This window comes from Collinsella sp. Sow4_D11 (genome assembly GCF_052116465.1).
Classification (GTDB): Bacteria; Actinomycetota; Coriobacteriia; order Coriobacteriales; family Coriobacteriaceae; genus Collinsella.
Map to the genome: position 1 here is coordinate 22,889 of NZ_JBQKLA010000006.1, position 19,607 is coordinate 42,495.

16 protein-coding genes and 2 tRNA genes are annotated in these 19,607 nt (G+C 61.4%); 8 read left to right on the plus strand and 10 right to left on the minus strand.

Annotated elements, in window-relative coordinates; translation table 11 throughout:
- Together ACTQ40_RS03955 and ACTQ40_RS03960 are read left to right on the plus strand one after the other, a co-directional pair.
- Positions 1-768, plus strand: coding sequence for an ABC transporter ATP-binding protein (locus ACTQ40_RS03955; RefSeq protein WP_117639984.1), 768 nt, complete (start codon positions 1-3; stop codon positions 766-768).
- Positions 769-822: 54 nt separating this feature from the next.
- A tRNA-Arg gene (locus ACTQ40_RS03960) sits at positions 823-899 on the plus strand.
- A 129-nt stretch (positions 900-1,028) separates the two neighbouring features.
- On the opposite strand, the gene ACTQ40_RS03965 is transcribed toward ACTQ40_RS03960, so the two are convergent.
- The 10 genes from ACTQ40_RS03965 to aroF form a co-directional block, all read right to left on the minus strand.
- On the minus strand, positions 1,029-1,964 hold the full coding sequence (locus ACTQ40_RS03965; RefSeq protein ID WP_441560814.1) for a glycosyltransferase family 2 protein: 936 nt from the start codon (positions 1,962-1,964) through the stop codon (positions 1,029-1,031).
- Positions 1,965-2,219: 255 nt separating this feature from the next.
- Complete coding sequence (glf, locus tag ACTQ40_RS03970) at positions 2,220-3,344, minus strand: UDP-galactopyranose mutase (protein WP_441560815.1); 1,125 nt, start codon at positions 3,342-3,344, stop codon at positions 2,220-2,222.
- Between the two features lie 78 nt (positions 3,345-3,422).
- Positions 3,423-3,860: a type II 3-dehydroquinate dehydratase gene (aroQ, locus tag ACTQ40_RS03975; protein ID WP_441063103.1), complete on the minus strand. Its 438-nt coding sequence runs from the start codon at positions 3,858-3,860 to the stop codon at positions 3,423-3,425.
- A 100-nt stretch (positions 3,861-3,960) separates the two neighbouring features.
- The gene (locus tag ACTQ40_RS03980) at positions 3,961-5,199 is read right to left on the minus strand and encodes a shikimate kinase (RefSeq protein WP_441563394.1); all 1,239 of its coding nucleotides are present in this window, start codon (positions 5,197-5,199) and stop codon (positions 3,961-3,963) included.
- Entirely contained in the window at positions 5,200-6,345 is a 1,146-nt protein-coding gene (pheA, locus tag ACTQ40_RS03985; protein ID WP_441563395.1) for a prephenate dehydratase, read from the minus strand. It abuts the gene before it with no gap.
- 169 nt (positions 6,346-6,514) lie between these two features.
- Positions 6,515-7,612, minus strand: a complete 1,098-nt coding sequence (gene aroC, locus ACTQ40_RS03990; RefSeq protein WP_441563396.1) for a chorismate synthase — start codon at positions 7,610-7,612, stop codon at positions 6,515-6,517.
- Position 7,613: 1 nt separating this feature from the next.
- Positions 7,614-8,933 (minus strand): 3-phosphoshikimate 1-carboxyvinyltransferase, encoded by a 1,320-nt coding sequence (gene aroA, locus ACTQ40_RS03995; RefSeq protein ID WP_441547805.1) that lies wholly within the window; start codon positions 8,931-8,933, stop codon positions 7,614-7,616.
- Positions 8,927-10,033: a 3-dehydroquinate synthase gene (gene aroB, locus ACTQ40_RS04000; RefSeq protein ID WP_441563397.1), complete on the minus strand. Its 1,107-nt coding sequence runs from the start codon at positions 10,031-10,033 to the stop codon at positions 8,927-8,929. The genes aroA and aroB overlap by 7 nt, the downstream gene beginning before the upstream one ends.
- 36 nt (positions 10,034-10,069) lie before the next feature.
- Positions 10,070-10,984, minus strand: coding sequence for a prephenate dehydrogenase (locus tag ACTQ40_RS04005; protein ID WP_441563398.1), 915 nt, complete (start codon positions 10,982-10,984; stop codon positions 10,070-10,072).
- A gap of 3 nt (positions 10,985-10,987) precedes the next feature.
- The gene (gene aroF, locus ACTQ40_RS04010; protein ID WP_441554372.1) at positions 10,988-12,010 is read right to left on the minus strand and encodes a 3-deoxy-7-phosphoheptulonate synthase; all 1,023 of its coding nucleotides are present in this window, start codon (positions 12,008-12,010) and stop codon (positions 10,988-10,990) included.
- 203 nt (positions 12,011-12,213) lie between these two features.
- Here aroF and ACTQ40_RS04015 point away from each other — a divergent pair.
- The 6 genes from ACTQ40_RS04015 to ACTQ40_RS04040 all read left to right on the plus strand — a co-directional run bounded on the left by ACTQ40_RS04015 (position 12,214) and on the right by ACTQ40_RS04040 (position 19,577).
- A tRNA-Arg gene (locus ACTQ40_RS04015) sits at positions 12,214-12,290 on the plus strand.
- A 75-nt stretch (positions 12,291-12,365) separates the two neighbouring features.
- Positions 12,366-15,083, plus strand: coding sequence for an HAD-IC family P-type ATPase (locus tag ACTQ40_RS04020; RefSeq protein ID WP_441563399.1), 2,718 nt, complete (start codon positions 12,366-12,368; stop codon positions 15,081-15,083).
- Between the two features lie 215 nt (positions 15,084-15,298).
- The gene (locus tag ACTQ40_RS04025) at positions 15,299-16,453 is read left to right on the plus strand and encodes a zinc ribbon domain-containing protein (protein ID WP_441563400.1); all 1,155 of its coding nucleotides are present in this window, start codon (positions 15,299-15,301) and stop codon (positions 16,451-16,453) included.
- Positions 16,454-16,558: 105 nt separating this feature from the next.
- A complete protein-coding gene (locus tag ACTQ40_RS04030) occupies positions 16,559-17,101 on the plus strand; it encodes a peptidylprolyl isomerase (RefSeq protein ID WP_154516178.1) in 543 nt (180 codons plus the stop codon).
- A gap of 12 nt (positions 17,102-17,113) precedes the next feature.
- Positions 17,114-18,418, plus strand: coding sequence for a tetratricopeptide repeat protein (locus ACTQ40_RS04035; protein WP_441563401.1), 1,305 nt, complete (start codon positions 17,114-17,116; stop codon positions 18,416-18,418).
- A gap of 127 nt (positions 18,419-18,545) precedes the next feature.
- Positions 18,546-19,577: a rod shape-determining protein gene (locus ACTQ40_RS04040; RefSeq protein WP_006236061.1), complete on the plus strand. Its 1,032-nt coding sequence runs from the start codon at positions 18,546-18,548 to the stop codon at positions 19,575-19,577.
- Positions 19,578-19,607 lie beyond the last annotated feature (30 nt).

The following is a 19,607-nucleotide window of genomic DNA, read 5'->3' on the forward strand; positions in this document are numbered from 1 at the left end:
ATGACTGAATCTGCTATTGATTACAGCAAGCAGCCCCTTGCTGTCGAGGTTAAAGACGTCACCATGATCTTTAACATGGCGTCTGAGTCGCTTACAAACCTCAAGGAATACTTTATTAAGCTCGCCAAGCACGAGCTGTTCTTTGAGGAATTCCGTGCGCTTAAGCACATTTCGTTTGATGTGCATCGCGGCGAGGTTGTTGGCCTTGTTGGTACTAACGGTTCCGGTAAGTCTACGATGCTCAAGATTATCGCTGGCGTTTTGGAACCCAGCGAAGGTGAGGTTAAGGTCCACGGCAATATCGCGCCGCTGATTGAGCTCGGCGCCGGCTTTGATCCGGAGCTTACTGCGCGTGAGAACATCTATCTGAACGGTGCACTACTTGGCTATACCAAGGAGTTTATCGACGCTAGCTTTGACGATATCATTGAGTTCGCTGAGCTTAAAGACTTCGTTGACATGCCGCTGAAGAACTTCTCTTCGGGTATGGTCGCGCGTATCGCCTTTGCTATCGCCACGATTACCGAGCCCGATATCCTCATCGTCGATGAGACTCTTTCTGTTGGCGATGTCTTTTTCCAGCAGAAGTGCGAGCGTCGTATTCAGCACTTTATCGAGAGCGGCGACGTCACGGTCTTATTTGTTTCTCACTCCATGGAGCAGGTTGAGCGTATTTGTCAGCGTGCCGTATGGATCGAGAAAGGCGATCTACGCATGGATGGCCCCGTGGATGAGGTTTGCAAGGCGTACCACGACCAGTTCAAGTAGGTTATAATTTATTAGCCGTGTGAACTTGTACCCGCTTGGACGTGCGGCTTTTATGCTCCATTAGCTCAGTTGGATAGAGCAGGGGACTTCTAATCCCAAGGTCGACGGTTCGAATCCGCCATGGAGCACCAGAGAAACAGCTGGCCGGGCCATGTACCCGGCCATTTTTATAAAAGCCGGGTTCGCTCGTGAGCGCATGACTTCTCGCAGAGCATGGTTCTATGCACCTTTTGGGCCGTCCATCTCAAATATGCTTTAACTTAATCGTGGTTCTTTATTTCCTTGTACACCTTCAACTCCCACTGCTTACGCTCCACCTTGGCTACGGAGTCCAGGATAAAGCCCGTAGCGAGCGAAAGCCCGCACAGGAACATGAACGCCGCGGCGAGCATAGCCGTGGGGAAGCGCGGTACGAGACCGGTGGCAAAGTACTCCGTAACGATGGGGATTCCCAATGCGAGGCCGATCGCCGCAAAGACGAGCGCAACAAGTGAGAAGAACTTAAGCGGGCGGTAGTCCTTAAAGAGGGTGCCAATCATGGCAATCACTCGAATGCCGTCGCTTACGGTATTGAGCTTGGACTCCGAACCGGCTGGACGGTCTCGATACTCGATTGGTACATCTTTAATGCGCCAGCGATGGTCTACGGCGTGAATGGATAGCTCCGTCTCGATTTGGAAGCCTTCAGAGAGTACCGGGAACGTCTTGACGAAGGGCTTGCTCATGGCGCGGTAGCCAGTCATGACGTCGTCAAAGCTGTAGCCGTAGATCCATTTAATCATGCTGCGAACCAGGTTATTGCCAAAGCCGTGGAAGGCTCGCTTGTTCTCTTCGGCGTATGTACCGTTGGAAAGTCTATCGCCTACGGTCATATCCGCTTCGCCGGCAAGGATGGGGTCGCACAGTGCGCGCGCTGACTCAGCCGGATAGGTGTCGTCTCCATCGACCATGAGATAACAATCAGCCTCGATATCACGGAACATTTGACGGCAAACGTTGCCCTTGCCCTGACGGGGTTCGAATTTAACGGTTGCCCCATGCTCGCGTGCAATTTGGGCGGTGCCGTCGCTAGAGTTGTTGTCATATACATAGACAGTGGCTTCGGGCAGCTCGCGGTGATAATCGTCTACTACCTTTGCAATGGTTAACGCTTCGTTGTAGCAGGGGATGATTACGGCAATATTGTTTGAGTTCACGTTGATCTCCAGAGTTTGGTTGTTGCCGTTAGAAGTATAGTCGATACATTTTTGCATTGGTTTTAAAGGGCTGAAAACCAGAGGGGACACATGCGTCTGCCGTGGTATTGTTTAAACACGGGCTGTACGACATGGGGATGACTTACAGCCTTTTTTCTCAAATGGAAATGGTGCGTTTCGATCGCTCCATAAATAGGCCCGGCACAGCAATGAACTGTGCCGGGCTTCCTGCTTGTGTGTTTATGACCGCCTTGTTTACGCCTCAGTCGGCTCCACGCCCAGCTCGTTGCGGACGAGCTCGAAGGCGGCGGCGATGGCCTTGTCCATGTCGTAGTACTTGTAGCCGCCCAGGCGACCGGCGAAGATCACGTCGCCCTCCTGCGCCGCCAGCTCCTCGTATTGCTTGTAGAGGGCCTCGTTCTTGGCGTCGTTGATGGGGTAGTAGGGCTCGTCGCCGGGCTTCCAGTCGGCCGGGTACTCGCGCGTGATGACGGTCTTGTCCTGCGTGCCGAACTCAAAGTGCTTGTGCTCGATGATGCGCGTGTAGGGGATCTCGCGCTCGGTGTAGTTGACCACGGCCACGCCCTGGTGGTCCTGCTCGTCGAGTGTCTCGGTCTCAAAGCGCAGGCTGCGGTACTCGAGCGTGCCCAGCTTAAAGTCGTAGAACGCGTCGATGGGGCCGCAGTAGATCGTCTTGGCGGCGATATCGGGCTCTGCGGCGATCAGCTCCTTGTACTCCACGCCGCAGCGCACCTCTATGCCCTCGAGCATGTTGGCGACCATCTTGGTGTAGCCGCCCATGGGGATGCCCTGGTAGCGATCGTTGAAGTAGTTGTTGTCGTAGGTGAAGCGGCAGGGGAGACGCTTGATGATGCTCGCGGGCAGGTCGCGGCAGTCGCGGCCCCACTGCTTCTCGGTGTAGCCCTTCACGAGCGTCTCGAAGATGTCGCGGCCGACGAGCGACAGCGCCTGCTCCTCCAGGTTCTGCGGCTCGCCGATGTTCTCGGCGGCCACCTGCTCGGCGATCTTGGCCTTGGCGTCTGCCGGCGTAACGACACCCGGCCACATCTTGGCGAAGGTGTTCATGTTAAAGGGCATGTTGTACATGTTGCCGTGGAAGTTGGCGACCGGCGAGTTGACGTAGTTGTTGAACTCGGCGAAGCGGTTAACGTAGTCCCACACGTCCCTCATGGAGGTGTGGAAGATGTGCGCTCCGTAGCGGTGGACCTGGATGCCCTCGACGTCCTCGGTGTAGATGTTGCCGGCGATGTGGTCGCGGCGGTCGATGACCAGGACCGACTTGCCGGCGCGCTTGGCGGCATTGGCAAAGACCGCGCCCGAAAGGCCGGCGCCGACGACGAGGTAATCGTACTGGGACATGGATATGCTCCTTTGTATGTCAATTGGACGGTTACAAATGATTCAGGGCAAACGCCACTGGCTCATTTGTCTCAAAGATTAGTCTAGCAGACGCTCCCTCAGCAGCTCCAGCGCGTGGGCGTAGCCTTGCAGGCCCTCGCCGGTGATGGTGGCGAAGCAAGCCAGGCGCGCATAGCTCACCTGGCGGAAGTCCTCGCGCGTCTCGACGGCGCTAATGTGGACCTCCACGGCGGGGATGGCGACGGCCTTGAGGGCGTCCAGGATGGCTACGCTGGTGTGCGTGTAGGCCGCCGGGTTGATGACGATGCCGTCGACCTTGCCGTAGGCCTCCTGGATCTTGTCGACGATGCTGCCCTCGTGGTTGGACTGGAAGACCTCGACCTCGTCAAAGCCCTGTGCGGCACCTGCCTCCTGGCAGATCTGTACCAGGCGGTCGTAGTTGTCGCTGCCGTAGATGCCCGGCTCGCGAATGCCGAGCATGTTGAGGTTGGGTCCGTTGATGACGAGTGCTTTCATGGTTGCTTCCTTTGCGGTCTGGTTGGTGGCGGGGCTTGCTGTCTGCGGCGTTTGCCCAGATAAAACCTGCCAAAATAAACCTGTCCCTTTTTGGTAGGTTTTAGAGGGTGTCGAGGAGGGCGCGTGCGGTGTTGGCGGCGCAGTCGCGTGAGTCGATGATGTAGTCGGCCCAGGCGCGGTAGCGCGGCATGCGCTGCTCGGCGAGCTTATCGATGCCATCGCGGGCGGTGATGGGGCGACCCTTGTGGGCGAGCTCGTCGAGCTTGCGGTTGAGCATCACGATCTGGCTGTTCTGGTGCAACAGGGGATAGTTCTCGTCACGCGTGACCACGCCGCCGCCGGTGGAGAGCACCAGGCCGCTGCGCTTGGAAATGTCGGCCAGCGCCGCCGTCTCCTGCTCGCGGAAGGCTGCCTCGCCGCGCTCGACGATAAAGTCGGCGCAGGACATGCCCAAACGCTCCTCGAGCGCGCGGTCCAAGTCGATGTGCTCGCGGCCCGTGAGCTGGGCGATCTGCTCGCCCACGCGGGTCTTGCCCGAGCCCGGCATGCCGATGAGCGCGATGTTCTGCTCACGGCGAGACAAGCGCTCCGTTACGTCCAGGATGCGCTCGCGCGGGGTGACTTGGCCGGTGTAGCGCTCGACAGCCTGTGCCGCTTGGGCCACGAGCATCAGCAGGCCGCCGATGCAGGGGATGCCGCGGCGCTCGGCCTCGAGCATGAGTCCCGTGCGGGCGGGGTTGTAGACAATGTCGATGACGCCCTCGAGCGCATCGAGTCCTTCGAGCGTGCAGGGGGCGTCGGGGCAGTGGGGGAACATGCCGGCGGGCGTGCAGTTGACGAGCAGCGCCGCGTCGGACTGCTGCGCGATGTTGTCGTAGTTGACTTTACTTGTGCGGCCGACAGGCACAACGACGGCGCCCAGGTCGCCGAGCACCATGCTTGCTGTGGTGCCGGCACCACCGGTGGCGCCGAGCACGAGGACCTTCTTTCCGGCAACCTCAACGCCCAGCTCCTCGACCAGGCATTGGAAGCCAAAGTAGTCGGTGTTGTCGCCGCGCAGGCGGCCGTCGGGTAGGCGCGTGATGGTGTTGACGTTACCCATGCGCTTGGCCAGGGGACTCAGCTCGTCCAGGTAGTCCATGACGGCGCGCTTGTAGGGGATGGTCACGTTGGTGCCCTCCCACTCGTCGCCCGTCATAAAGGCCTCAAGTTCCTCGGGCTCACGCTCAAAGCGCACATACTCCAGCCCTGCGAGCTCCTTGTAGATGGTCGGGGTGTAGCTGTGGCCCAGCACGCGTCCCAGCACGCCGTAGGGACGGGTTGCGGCGGTATCGGTCATCTAAAGCACCTCCGTGTAGCTGCCAAAGTAGGTGAAACTCTCGCACACGTCGTCGATGGAATCGAGCAAGTCGTCGAGGGCCTTGCTGCCAAAGGGGCAGTCCAGGTCAAAGTAGAACATAAACTCAAAGTCGTGCCCGGGGATGGGGCGGCTCTCAAGCTTGATGAGGTTGATGTTGAGTGCGTAGAAGCGCTCGAGCACGCGGTAGAGGGCACCCGGCTCGTTTGCCGTAGTGATCATGAGCGAGGTGCGGTTGGCACCGGGATAGACGCGCGGCTCACGGCTGATGACGACAAAGCGCGTGTAGTTGTTGTCCGAGTCCTGGATGTTGGGCTCCAGCACCTCCAGACCGTAGAGCGCGGCACAGCTGCGCGAGGCGATAGCGGCGACATCGGTGCGACCGGAGTTGGCGACCATCTCGGCTGACATAGCCGTGTTGGGGTACTTGGTGGCGTGCAGGCCGTGGGCCTCGATAAAGCCGGCGCACTGGGCGATGGCCTGGCCATGGCTGTAGACCTCGCGCACGTCGGCGAGCTTGGTGCCGGGCTTGACGAGCAGGTTGTGATCGATCTTGAGGCGCAGCGAGCGCACGATGTGGAAGTCGAACTGGGCGAGAAGATCGTAGACGGCGTTGACCGATCCGGCAGTTGAGTTTTCGATGGGCAACACGCCAAACTCGCAAAAGCCGTCGCGCACGGCGCGCATAACGCCTTCAAAGGTCTCAAAGAACGTAATATCGGGCACGTCGAAGAGCTTGCACGCGGCGATTTGGCTGTAGGCGCCCTCGACGCCCTGGCAGGCGACGGTGGCCGTCTGAGGGAAAGGTGTGTCAAATGCTGCTGCCGTGGCATGGGCCTTTTGCGACACCGTGATGCCCTTGAGCTCGTTGATGTAGCGCTGCTGCTCGGCCTTGCTCATGCTCATGAGAAGGCGGAACAGGGTGATGGTCTGGGCCTCGTAGCGCTCGGGCGCGCGGCCGGCGAGGTTGTTGAGTTTGGAGCGCTCGCGGGCGGGGTCGAAGACGGCCTTGCCCATCTCGATCTTTGACTTGGCGACCTCGGTGGCAATGTCCATGCGCTCGACAAAGCTATTGAGGAGCGTGGTATCGATGCCGTCGATGGCTTGGCGAATATCGGCAAGGTCCATGGAGACCCCTTTCGTGAATCGTTGCCTAGGGTAGTTAATTTGGGACGGGGCTTTTTTAGCTACCCTTTGACTGGTGGCGAATCGATGGGTGCCGGGGCAAATACTCACTGGCATATGGGGGTAGCTAAAAAAGCCCCGTCCCAAATTAGCTACCCTCGGGGTGGGTGGGCTAAAGCTGGGCGGCGTCCTCGAGGAGGGCGTCCCAGATGGCGAGCGCTGCGGCTGCCTCGGCTACGGGGACGGCGCGCGGGACGATGCAGGGATCGTGGCGGCCGTGGACCGAGAGCTCCGCATTTTCCATGGCGTCCATGTCCACGGTCTGCTGCTCGCGACCGATGGAGGGCGTCGGCTTTACGGCCATGCGCCACATGACGGGCGCGCCGGTGGAGATGCCGCCCAGAATGCCGCCGGCGTTGTTGGACTCGACCGCAATCTCGCCGGTCTCGGCATCAACGCGGTACGGGTCGTTGTTCTCGCTGCCGCGCATGGCGGCCACGGCAAAGCCCATGCCAAACTCCACGCCCTTTACGGCGGGAATGCCAAAGGCGATTTGCGCGATGCGGTTCTCGATGCCATCGAACATGGGGTCACCGATACCCGCGGGGAGCCCATAGATGCCGCACTCCACGATGCCGCCGATGCTATCGAGTTCATTGCGCGCGGCGAGTATTTCCTCGCGCATACGGCCGGCAGCAGCAGCGTCGATGCACGGTAGGTCGTTCGAAAGGATCGCCTTGCGGTCGGCCTCGCGATAGACCATGTCGTCCATGGGCAGGTCGGAGATGCCGCCGATCTGCGCGACGTGCGCCATCACCTGAATGCCGCGGGCCTCGAGTGCCTGCAGCGCGATGCCGCCGGCGATGCATAAGGGGGCCGTAAGACGTCCAGAGAAATGCCCGCCGCCGGCGACGTCGTGCATGTTGTGGTACTTCACGCGCGCCGGAAAGTCTGCGTGCCCGGGGCGGGGCTTGCGGCGCAGCTCGGAGTAGTCCTTGGAGCGCGTGTTGGTGTTCTCAATGATCGCAGCGATGGGCGCGCCGGTGGTGTGTCCATCGACCACGCCGGCAATGATGTGCGCGGCGTCGGCCTCGCGGCGCTTGGTCGCGGTCTCGTCGCGACCGGGGGCGCGACGGTCCAAAAACGCCTGCAGCTGCTCCTGGTCAACGGCGATACCTGCCGGAATGCCGTCGAGCGAGCAGCCGATGGCGGGGGAGTGCGACTGGCCGAAGATGCTTAAGTGCAAAACGTTGCCAAAGGTCGAGGACATGCTACTCCTCCTCGAGCGTGACCTTGCCGCCCAGCAGGCGGTAGTGGTCGAAGAAATCGGGATAGGACTTGTTGACGGCCTCGGCGCCGTGGATCACAACTTCGCCGGTAGCACGGCTCGCGGCGATGGCGGCCATCATGGCGATACGATGGTCGTTGTGCGAATCGACCTCGCCGCCGGTAAAGGCGTCGACGCCCTTGATGATGAGATCGTCGCCGGCAATGCGCACCTGCGCGCCCAGTGCAGTGAGCTCGCGTGTGGTGGTGGCCAAGCGATCGGATTCTTTGATGCGTAGGCGGGCACAATCGCGGATGAACGTGCGGCCCTGCGCCAGCGATGCTACGGCCGAGATAACGGGCACCAGGTCGGGGATGTCGTGCGCGCTCATCTCAAAGCCTGCGAGCTTGTCGGACTGCACGGTGGCGGCGTTGGTGGAGCGCACGATGCGGGCGCCAAAGCGCGAGAGCGCGGCAAGCACGTTGCGATCACCCTGGGCCGAGCTGAGTGACACACCCTCGACGGTGATGGGGTCGGAGCCGATGGCGCCGGCACACAGCCAAAAGGCCGCATTGGACCAGTCGCCCTCGACGGCTACGTTGCCGGGCGTGCGGTACGAGCCGCTGCTCACGCGGAAGTTCGTGACCTCGGGCTTGCCATTCTTGGCGGGGATGCGCTCGACGTTGACCTCGACGCCGAAGGCCTTCATGGCCTGGATGGTCAGGTTGATATAGGGACGGCTCTCGATAAGGCCGGTCACCTGCACGCAGGAGGGCTGGGCCAGCAGCGGGGCCGCCAGCAGCAAGCCGGAAATGTACTGCGAGCTCACGTTGCCCGGCAGGATAAACGTGCCCGGGCGCATGCGGCCACTTGTCTTGAGCGGAAAGCCGCCCAGGCCCTGCAGGTCGCAGCCGGCGGCGATGATCTCGTCGGAGAGCGGGGAGAGCGGGCGGGCGCCCAGGCGGCCCTGGCCCACAAACGTGGCCTCTGCTCCCAGCGCGCAGGCGACGGGCAGCATAAAGCGGAGCGTGGAGCCGCTCTCGCCGCAGTCGAGCGTGCTGCCGGCAAGTGCTTTGAGCAGGCCAAACTCAATACTTTTCATAGTGGGATGGACTTGGAAGCCATCCTCGACGGTCTCGATGCGGGCGCCGAGCGCCGTGAGGCAGCGCACCGTGGCCTCGATATCGGCGCAGGTGGTGTTGCAGGTCACATGCGTCTCTCCGTTGGCAAGGGCGGCGCAGATGATGAGGCGGTGCGCCATCGACTTGGATGCGATGGCGGGGACGGTGCCCTTGAGTGGGGACGGAGTGATGCGGGCTAGCATGCGGAGGCGTCTCCCTTCTGGCCGAGGCCCTCGGCAATTAAATCATGGAAGGTGGAAAGCGGCGTGCGGTCGATGCTGCAGCGGCCAATGTCGTGTGGAATCACCAGGTCGATGGTGTCACCGGCTCGTTTTTTGTCGTGCAGTGCCTCGGCAAAGACGGCGTCGGCGGAAAGCTCGCAGCGGGTCTTGAGGCCGTGGCGGGCGCAGAGCTCCTCGATGCGGCCGGGCAGCTCGGCGTCGCAAATGCCGTGCAGGGCTGCGGCGCGCGTGATGATGCCCATGCCGATCGACACGCAGTTGCCATGTCCCAGCTCAAAGTGCTCGCAGGCCTCGACAGCGTGTCCAGCGCTGTGTCCAAAGTTGAGGAGCTTGCGCTGGTTGGACTCGCGCTCGTCGGCAACGACCACGGCGCGCTTGATGTCGATATTGCGGGCGATGATGAGCGCCACGCGGGCAACGTCGCGGTTGAGGAGCTCCAGCGTGAGCGGGGTCTTCTCCAACTCGGTGAAAAGCTCGGGGTCGGCGATCACGGCGTGTTTGACGACCTCTCCGCAGCCATCGGCGAACTGCTCGGGCGTGAGGGTGGCGAGACACCCCACGTCGGCAATAACCACACTCGGCTGCCAAAAGGCGCCGGCCAGGTTTTTGCCGGCAGCTAGGTCGATGGCCGTCTTGCCGCCCACCGACGAGTCCACCATGGCGAGCAGGCTCGTGGGGATCTGCACAAATTTACAGCCGCGCATGTAGGTGGCGGCCACAAAGCCAGCCACGTCGCCTACGACGCCGCCGCCGAGTGCCACGATCACGTCGGAGCGCGAAAGCTCGTGCTCGGCCACAAACTCCAAGATGTTGATGTAGGTATCGGCGCGCTTGTGGGCCTCGCCGGCCTCGAAGGTGCAGACACTCACCGTATAGCCCGCAGCCTCCAGGCTCTGCTTAACGGGCATCTGGTAGAGCGGGCCTACGTTGGTGTCCGTCACGATGACGGCGCGCGATCCGCCGGCGTTGGCGCGGACGAGCGGGCCCGCCTGCTCCAGCAAAAACGTGCCGACGTGCACCTGGTAGGGGCGTGCGGTGTCGATATCGATGGTAATCGCCATAAGCTTTGGTCCTTTCGACCTGGCGTGATAGGTGGTCTAGTGGGCGGCCTCGTCGTCGAGCGCGCGCTTAATGCGGTCGCCCTCGGCAAGGAGATTCTCAAGATAGCGCTGGTCGCGGTCCTTGAGCGCACGGCTGTAGGCGCTAAGCGAGTCGATCAGATGGTCGATCTCAAAGGCGAGCGCGTCGGCGTCGTCGATCATGAGCTCCGACCACATCTGGGGGTTGAGGTGCGCCACGCGGGTAAGGTCGCGGTAGCTTCCGGCCGAAAAACCGTGGTGAACCTGGGCAGTCGGGCTTTTGACGTAGGCGTTTGAGACGACGTGCGCGAGCTGGCTCGTAAAGGCGATCACGCGGTCGTGCTCGGCGGCGGTGGTCACGCTGAACTTGCCAAAGCCTAAGGGGCGCACCATTTCGCGCACCTGGCCTAAAAGCTCCAGTTTGAGCGCATCGTCCACTGCAGGCGGCACGAGCACGAGTGGCGCGCCCTGGAACAGGTCGGCACGGGAGTGAGCGTAGCCCGAGTACTGGGTGCCCGCCATGGGGTGCGCGCCCACAAAGTAAAACCCGTACTCGCGGGCAAGCTGAAAGGCACGCTCGCACACGATGCCCTTCACGCCCACGGTGTCAATCACCACGGGTCCCATGATGGCCTCGGTATCGGTGGCGTCGGCGAGCGCTTGGGCGTGCGTCTCGAGCCACTCGATGCAGGCCTCGGGGTAACAGGCCAGCACGATGATGTCGCACTCGCCGAGCGTCTCGTCGTTGAGCTCGCCGGCGACGGTGCCCATGCTGGCGGCCGTCATGACGTCATCGTCGGGGTCCCAGGCCAGCACACGGACGCCCGCCTGCGCATAGCCGCGGGCAAAGCTGCCGCCGATCAGGCCCAGGCCCACAACGCCGGCGCATTTGGGGCCGCCCTGGTTAACGCGTGCGTTTCTTACCGTACCCATGGGCTACTCCATGGTCTCTTGGCAGACAACCTCGCGGATGGCGCGGATGCGGCGCATGGTGTCGTCGAACTGGTCGGGGGTGAGGGCCTGGGCGCCGTCGGACCACGCGCGGCTGGGCTCGTCGTGGACCTCGATCTCCAGACCGTTGGCGCCGCAGGCGGTCGCGGCGAGCGCCATGGGTTCAACGTAGCGGGTGTAGCCGGTGGCGTGGCTGGGGTCGGCCACGACGGGCAGGTGCGACAGGTGGTGCAGCACCGGCACGGCGTTGAGGTCGAAGGTGTTACGGGTGCGGGTCTCGAAGGTGCGAATGCCGCGCTCGCACAGGATAACGTTGTCGTTGCCCTCGCTCATGATGTACTCGGCAGCCATGAGCAGCTCGTCGATCGTGCCGGACATGCCGCGCTTGAGCAGGACCGGGGTCTGGGTCTTGCCGACCTCCTTGAGCAGGGGGAAGTTCTGGGCGTTGCGGGCGCCAATCTGCATGACGTCAATCTTCTTATCCAAGAAGACCTGCACGTCGCGCGGGTCCATGATCTCGGTGACGATCGGCATGTCGAGCTCGGCCGATGCCTCGCATAGCAGGTCCAGGCCGGCGGGGCCCATGCCCTGGTAGGCGTAAGGGGAGGTGCGGGGCTTGTAGGCACCGCCACGCAGCATGGTGGCGCCGGCGGCCTTTACGCGGCGTGCGATGCGAATGAGGTTTTCGCCCTCGACGGAGCAGGGTCCGGCGATGACCTGGAACTGGTCGCCGCCGATCTTGATGCCGTGGCCGCAGTCGATGACGGAGTCCTCGGGGTGGAACTTGCGGTTGGCACGCTTGAACGGTTCGGAGACGCGCTGCACACGCTCGACGACGTCCATGGACTCGAGCAGGAACGGGTCGATCTTGGTTGTATCGCCCACCAGGCCGATGATGGTCTCGTTCTCGCCCCGCGACACGTCGGTTTTGAGACCCTTCTTCTCAATCCAGCTGACGATGTGGCCGATGGCCTCATCGCTGGCGCTCTGCTTTAAAATTGCAATCATGGTGTGCCTCTCACCTCGATGGATAACCCGTGCAAAAACGGCCCGCAGTGCGAGCCGTATCATATGGTGCATGAGAGTTTATACTAATTATTTCACTTTTGCGTCCTAAAGTGAGCCGTTGCGCTTCGTCTCCCACGTAATTGCAGAGCTTTTTCTATTATGTTGTTAGCTCGTGGCGCACTTGGGTATAATGCCAACCGTTGGCCCTATTAGCTCAGGGGATTAGAGCGTCTGCCTCCGGAGCAGAAGGCCGTTGGTTCGAATCCAACATGGGGCACCATCGAACGTAAGGCCGTCCGAACCTCGTATGGTCCGGGCGGTTTTCTTATACCGATGCGACGTGATGGGACGTGGTATGGCAGCTACAGATATCGAGCGCGGACTTTCGACCGCCGAGGTCGAGGAGCGCATTGCCGCCGGCAAGATCAACCGCAACATGGAGCTCAAGACCAAATCGGTTCGTGAGCTTATCATCGAAAATCTCTGCACGCTGTTCAATCTGATCAACGTGATTTTAGCGATTTTGGTCATTATGACCGGATCGTTTAAGAACCTGACGTTCCTGTTCGTGGTGTTCCTCAATACCGCCATTGGCGTCATCCAGTCCATGCGCTCCAAGAAGATGGTCGACAAGCTCACGCTCCTCACTTCTAAGAAGGCCATCGCGGTGCGCGACGGCGCCGAGGTGGAGCTCGACTTGGACCAGATCGTGCTCGACGACATCATTCGTCTGGGGCGCGGGGACCAGATACCTGCCGACGCCGTGGTGGTATCGGGCGAGGCGCTCGTTAACGAAAGTCTGCTGACGGGCGAGAGCGACCTCATCAAAAAGCAGCCTGGCTCCGAGCTCATGAGCGGCAGCTTTATCGACTCGGGCCTGTTGCGTGCCCGCGTGGTCCATGTTGGTGCGGATAACTATGTGGCCAAGATCAACAACGAGGCCAAGTACGTCAAAAAGGTCAATTCCGAGATCATGAACGCGCTCAACGCCATCGTGCGCTTTGCGAGCATCATCATGATTCCGCTCGGTCTGGCCTTGTTTGCCGCGAGTGTGAGCGGGCTATGGGATGCCGCCGGTACGCCGGGCGATAGCGCGCTTTCGTGGTGCTTTTCCGAGCTGCTGGCCGGTCGCGTGCCTTCGTCGGCGCTGCTGTCCACGGTGGGCGCTCTTTTGGGCATGATTCCGCAGGGCCTGGTGCTGCTGACCTCATCGGTGCTTGCCATCGCGACGGTGCGCCTGGCGCGCCGCAAGGTACTCGCGCAACAGCTCTATTGCATCGAGACGCTCGCGCGCGTCGACGTGCTGTGCCTGGACAAGACGGGCACTATCACGTCGGGTCGCATGGAGGTCGAGGGCACCTATCCGTTGCCCGTTGAGGGTGTGGGCTTGGCCCCGGACGAGGCACCTGTCCCCGTCGATACTACCGTGCTCGATTTTGCGCTTGCCAATGTCGCGCGCGCGACCTCGGCCGATGCCAATGAGACCTGCCAGGCGCTGCTCAACTACTACGCCGACCGCCCGGTCGAGGTGTCCGAGCCGCTGTCGGTCATTCCGTTTTCGTCCTCCAAAAAGTGGAGCGGCGCCTCGTTTGCGCAGGGCTCTTATGTGATGGGCGCGGCGCAATTTGTGCTTTCGGAGCGTATCTTTGCGCAGGTCGAAAATCGTGTGGCCGAGCTTGCCGACACCTGCCGCGTGCTCGTGGTGGCCCGTGTGGACGGCTTTACGCCCGATGGCGATATGGTGGGCGAGGCCGAGCCCGTGGGCTTTGTGACCATTCGCGATGAGATTCGCACTTCGGCCGCCGAGACCATCGGCTACTTTAACGAGCAGGGTGTGACCCTTAACGTGATCAGTGGCGACGACCCGCGCACGGTGTCGTCGATCGCACGCGTGGTGGGCGTGCCGGGGGCGGACGCTTATGTGGACGCCACGACGCTCGATACGCCGTCCAAGATTGATGCGGCGGTGGACCGCTATCACGTCTTTGGCCGCGTGACCCCGCAGCAGAAGCGCGAGCTCGTGCAGGCGCTCAAGCGTCGTGGCCATACCGTTGCCATGACGGGTGACGGCGTCAACGATGTGCTGGCACTCAAGGAGGCGGACTGCTCCGTGGCCATGGCCGCCGGTTCCGACGCCGCACGCAACGTGGCCGAGATCGTGCTGGTCGATAACGACTTTGCCTCGATGCCCGCCGTGGTGGCCGAGGGCCGTCGCTCCATCAACAACCTGCAGCGTTCGGCCTCGCTGTTCCTGACCAAGACGCTGTTCTCGATGGGCCTGGCGGCGCTGTGCATCGCGCTGCCGCCGTATCCCTTTGAGCCAATCCAGATGACGCTCATCAACTTCTTCTGCATCGGCGCGCCGGGCTTTGTGCTGGGCCTTGAGCCCAACAATGCACGCGTGAAGGGGTCGTTCTTGACCAACGTGCTCAAGCGCGCGCTGCCGGCATCGGTTGCAGTCATTTTGGCCGCGGCGCTCGATATCTTTGTGGCGCGCGTGTTTGGCTTTAGCCAGCTCACGCTGTCGACGATGTGCCTTCTCACGTCGTGCGCGGCAAGCGTGAGCCTGATCTGGCGTATCTCGCAGCCGCTCACACCCTTGCGCGTGATGCTCTTTGTATTTGTCGTCGCCGGCATCTTGGTGGGCGTTATCGGATTCCCCGAGCTGCTGTCTATCGCCAACTTGTCGATGGGCGAGGCAATTATCCTTTTGGTGATTGTGGTCTTTACTTGCAGCGTGTTCTTTAAACTCGCCACGATGATGGATTCGCTTAAGCCGCGTCGCCGCCATGCCGCCACTGGCTTTGGCCGCGGCGTGCGCGTTCGCTTGGGCCGCGGTGGCGGCAAGGTGAGCTCGACGGGCTCGACGGCCGAGCGTTTTGCCAAGCGCGTCGCCGCCGACATGGCGCAGCGCCGCGAGGAGCGTACGACTCGTGAGGCCGAGGCCCGAGCGCTCGAGGGCGTGGAAAAGACCCAGCCTAAGAAAAAGAAGGGCGCGGGCGCCAAGCGCTCGCGTGTGACCAAGTCCGCCCAGGGCATTAAGGTTTCGATGCCGAGCAAAAAGAAGAAGTAACCGCACCTCACAGGGTAGCTAATTTGGGACGGGGCTTTTTTAGCTACCCGGCTGATGACGCGATCTATTTGGCCGATTGGCGGCCAGGGCAGCTAAAAAAGCCCCGTCCCAAATTAGCTACCCTGCGATGTTGAATTGGTGCCCTGTGCCTTTAGGGGCGTAGCGATGTTATGCTCTAACCTCGATGGTTCGAATGATTCCGAAAAGAGGATGCCGTGATTTGCCCGCATTGTCTCAAGACCATAGAGGACGGCTCCTCGTTCTGCCCCTATTGCAATACCTATGTTGGCCCGGGCGATGGCCCCGAGCACACCGAGTTTGTGTTCTGCGAAGGCTGCGGTGCCCGTCTGTCGCCTCATGACCGTACCTGTTCCAAGTGCGGGCGCCCTGCCCCGGGCATTCTATCCGAGGATGCGGCCGCATCCGACCTGGCTGCTGGGCGCACGGCTGGTTTTCCCCGCCTGACGCAGGAGCAGATCGATACCGAGGTGCCCCATGCGCCGGCCTCTGCCGCCGCGGTACTTTCCGATGCCGCCGATCCCAATGAGACCTGCGTGCTGCCGGCTTTCGACAGGGATTTTGGCATTCCCAAGGTCGATATCCCGCTGCCGGTGTCCCTTCGTGACGACGCTCAGTCCAAAAATCAAAAACCCAAGCGCAAGGTGCATCCGGACGAGGATGCCTACCACAAGCACAAGCGCCGTATTCCCAAGCCGCTCATCGTCATCGCGTTGCTCGCTGTCGTGTGCGGCAGTGCCTATTGGTTTGTGACGTCGGACCCCATGGGCGTTATGCCGGGCTTTTACGACCAGTTTGGCCAGGCCGCCAAGACGACGTTCCCCTCGCGCCAGAAGGGCGAGGCTACCGAGGAAGAGACCAAGTCCGACAATACCGCCGAGGTGGTCCAGGAGGAGACCGTCCTTTCCGACGACCAGCTCTATACCAAGCTCGACGGTCTGTATCAGACCATCGTGTCGTATGGCGACGATGATCAGATCGGTGAGGTTGTCGACTCGTTTAACAGCGGGTACCTGCGCACGCCGCTCTCCACGCGTCAGGAGCTGTCGCAGAGCGCTTATGCCCTGCGCGACCAGATCAAAAAGACCCAAGACGAGCTCAACAACCTTAAGGTGCAAGATGATACCGTCTACGCGGAGGATATCGAGCACCTCAAGCAGCTTGCCGAGTGGATGTACGAGCGCGTCGACATGATCTGCCAGAGCTGGGATATCTCGCTGTCCATTCCCGATGGCGAGTCGCTGAGTGCACGCCAGAGTGAAATCTTGGCTCCCATCGCACAGGGCGGCAACAGCGCCCTTAACCAGTACGATGCCAATGTGAGCGCCTGGAAGCCGCAGCCGCGTTCGTAATTTGTTGCCCTCCGACGGCATAACCTGCGTGCGCAATTGATGGAAGCCCGTGCTTATTGCTACAATTCGTACAAATATGCTTTAAACGCACGAGGAAGGAACCACATGTTTGGTTTTAAGAAAGAGCTTTATACGCCCGAGTACCAGCTCGCTGGTGACGAGTGCGCGATCATCGAGACGTCGAAGGGCACGATCAAGGTCAAATTTGACGGCGAGGGCGCTCCCATCCATGTGGCGAACTTCTGCGAGCTTTCCACCATGGGCTTTTATGACGGCCTTAAGTTTCACCGCTATGTGCCCGGCTTTGTGATCCAGGGCGGCGACCCCAATACCCGCGATATGTCCGGCGCTGACGTCGCCGCCGGCCTTGAGGGCCCCGACGGTATGCCCGGCACCGGTGGCCCCGGCTACTGCATCAAGGGAGAGTTTGCCACCAACCCGCGCAACAGCCATGTGGACGGTGCGCTTGCCATGGCACGTTCCATGGACCCCGACTCTGCGGGCTCCCAGTTCTACTTCTGTCTGGGTGCCCAGCACAATCTGGATTCCGGTTACACCGTCTTTGGCACCACGGTCGAGGGCCTCGACGTGATTTCGCAGCTGCGTGCCGGCGACGAGATCGTCCATGTCGAGATCGTTCACGAGTAAAAGGGGACTTCCTTGAATAGCCAGCTGATTCAACAGGGTCGAGCCGCTTATCGTGCGGGCGACTTTTCTGCAGCCGCTCAGATGCTCGGTGCGGCAAAGACCCCCAGCGAGATCATGGGCGAGGCCGACCATCTGCGTGGCAACGCTCTGATGCACCTGGGTATGTATGCCGAGGCTGCCGAGGCGTACGCGGCTGCTCTCAACGACGGCACCTATGGAAAGCGCGGCGCGCTGCTCACCAACCGCGGCAAGGCGCTCGCTGCCGTGGGTGACTATGTGACCGCAGCCCAGGCGTTCTCCGCCGCAACGCAGGATGCTTCCTATGCCACGCCGTTTAAGGCCTATCTGGGTCTTGGCAACGCGCTGTTCCAGTCGGGCGATTTCGCCAATGCAGGCACTGCCTTCCGCCAGGCCGCCATCGATGGCGCCAATCCAGCCCCCGCGGCCGCCCTTGGCGAACTCGGCCGCTGCTTCATCAAACTTGGCCGACCGGCGGACGCCGTGGAGACCTATCGCACGGCCATCGACTTTGCCGGTCCGCGCGATGACACGCGTGCGCTTAACGCGGGTATGGGCGAGGCGCTTTCTGCCGCGGGTCGTCCTTCCGAGGCGCTCGATGCCTTTAATGCCGCCACCGCCGACGGCATCTATCAGCTCACACCCGAGCAGGCCGATGAGCTTGCCCGCGTGCACGATTCACTTGCCGCGCTTTCGGCCCAGACCGCCATGGCCACGGCCCCGGCGCCCGCCATGGATACGACTGATGTCGATTCGCTCGATCCCACGGGTGCCACTGGCCAGTTTATGCCCGATCCATCCGACACGGGCTTCTTTACGCTGTCCGAGTCCGAGATGGTCCAGCAGGATCGTCAGGACCGCAAGCAGGCCAAGGTCCGTCGTCGCCATCGCCATACGGGCCTCAAGGTCTTCCTGGTTTTGCTTCTGCTGATTGTTCTTGCCGCGGGCGGTTTGGGCTTTGCCTACACGCGCGGCATGGGTATCCCCTCGCAGGAGTCCGTCATCACCGATCTGTTCCAGGCTGCCGGCGACGGTGATACCGCCAAGGCCGAGTCCTGCCTGGCCTCCAGCCTGTCCGAGGACGCCAAGGCGATGATTATCTCCTCGATCCCGCAGGGCGCCACCGTCTCCATCGAGGGCATGGATCAGTCCATGACCGAGACCACCGCGAAGGTGAAGGCTTCCCTGTCCAAGGGCGGCGAGCAGGAATATACCGTCAAATTCGTGCGCTCCGATAACCATATCGGCTGGGCGGTATCTTCGCTCGACATCGATTTCTCGGCCGCTGACAACCAGTAGTGACCTTATGAGATTTGGCGCTGCCCGGTGCTTCACCGCAAGTGAGGTGCCGGGCTTGCGCTAGTATGATGGGCTAGTAGTTTTCCAGCAATCATCCAACACATCAGGAGTTGCGTTGTTTTCTTTGATGGACATGTTCTTCGGTAGCTATGCGGGCGATCTAGCCATCGACCTCGGCACCGCCAATACGCTTGTCTCTGTGCGCGGCAAGGGCATCGTCATTCGCGAGCCTTCCGTCGTCGCCATCGACAAAAACGATGAGCGCATTCTTGCAGTCGGTATCGAGGCCAAGCGTATGCTTGGCCGTACGCCCGGCAACATTGTGGCCGTGCGTCCTCTCAAGGATGGCGTTATTGCCGACTTCGATGTCACCGAGGCCATGCTTCGCTACTTCATTGATAAGGCTTCCGAGAAGCGCTATCCGTGGACCCCTCGTCCGCGCGTCGTCGTATGCGTTCCCTCTGGTGTCACGTCGGTCGAGAAGCGCGCCGTGTTCGAGGCTACGATTCAGGCTGGCGCTCGCCAGGCCTATCTGATCGAGGAGCCTATGGCCGCGGCTATCGGTGCTGACTTGCCTGTCGAAGAGCCGACCGGCTCCATGGTCATCGATATCGGTGGCGGCACCACCGAGGTCGCCGTTATCGCCATGGGCGGTATCGTCGTGTCGCAGTCCATCCGTATTGCCGGCGACGAGTTCGATCAGGCTATCCTCACGCATGTTCGCGATGCCTACAATTTGGCCATCGGCGAGCGTACGGCCGAGGACATTAAGATTAAGGTCGGCTCTGCCGTGCCGCTCAAGGACGAGCTCGACGTCGAGGTCAATGGCCGCGACGTGATCACGGGCCTGCCCAAGACCGTGCGCATCGAGAGCGAGGAGATTCGTCGTGCGCTCAATAAGCCGCTCGACGAGATGGCCAAGGCCGTCAAGGACGCACTCGACGCCACGCCGCCCGATCTTGCCTCGGATCTTATGTACTACGGCATTCTGTTGACCGGCGGCGGTGCGCTGCTGCGCGGCCTCGACGTCCGCTTGCGCGATGAGACAGGCGTTTCGGTCAACGTGAGCCCCACGGCGCTCGACAACGTCGTAAACGGTTGCGCCCGCGTGCTCGAGGCCAACGCGTTTGACGGCGGTTTCGTCCAGACCAATGCTTAATTTCCAAAAGGTGGATTCCATTTGGCACGA

Bases quoted from the DNA above. Each gene is read 5' to 3' on its own strand.
- ACTQ40_RS03955 (WP_117639984.1), top strand. From the start codon at position 1: ATGACTGAATCTGCTATTGATTACAGCAAGCAGCCCCTTGCTGTCGAG.
- glf (WP_441560815.1), bottom strand. From the start codon at position 3,344: ATGTCCCAGTACGATTACCTCGTCGTCGGCGCCGGCCTTTCGGGCGCG.
- aroQ (WP_441063103.1), bottom strand. From the start codon at position 3,860: ATGAAAGCACTCGTCATCAACGGACCCAACCTCAACATGCTCGGCATT.
- ACTQ40_RS03980 (WP_441563394.1), bottom strand. From the start codon at position 5,199: ATGACCGATACCGCCGCAACCCGTCCCTACGGCGTGCTGGGACGCGTG.
- pheA (WP_441563395.1), bottom strand. From the start codon at position 6,345: ATGGACCTTGCCGATATTCGCCAAGCCATCGACGGCATCGATACCACG.
- aroC (WP_441563396.1), bottom strand. From the start codon at position 7,612: ATGTCCTCGACCTTTGGCAACGTTTTGCACTTAAGCATCTTCGGCCAG.
- aroA (WP_441547805.1), bottom strand. From the start codon at position 8,933: ATGCTAGCCCGCATCACTCCGTCCCCACTCAAGGGCACCGTCCCCGCC.
- aroB (WP_441563397.1), bottom strand. From the start codon at position 10,033: ATGGCGATTACCATCGATATCGACACCGCACGCCCCTACCAGGTGCAC.
- ACTQ40_RS04005 (WP_441563398.1), bottom strand. From the start codon at position 10,984: ATGGGTACGGTAAGAAACGCACGCGTTAACCAGGGCGGCCCCAAATGC.
- aroF (WP_441554372.1), bottom strand. From the start codon at position 12,010: ATGATTGCAATTTTAAAGCAGAGCGCCAGCGATGAGGCCATCGGCCAC.
- ACTQ40_RS04020 (WP_441563399.1), top strand. From the start codon at position 12,366: ATGGCAGCTACAGATATCGAGCGCGGACTTTCGACCGCCGAGGTCGAG.
- ACTQ40_RS04030 (WP_154516178.1), top strand. From the start codon at position 16,559: ATGTTTGGTTTTAAGAAAGAGCTTTATACGCCCGAGTACCAGCTCGCT.
- ACTQ40_RS04040 (WP_006236061.1), top strand. From the start codon at position 18,546: ATGGACATGTTCTTCGGTAGCTATGCGGGCGATCTAGCCATCGACCTC.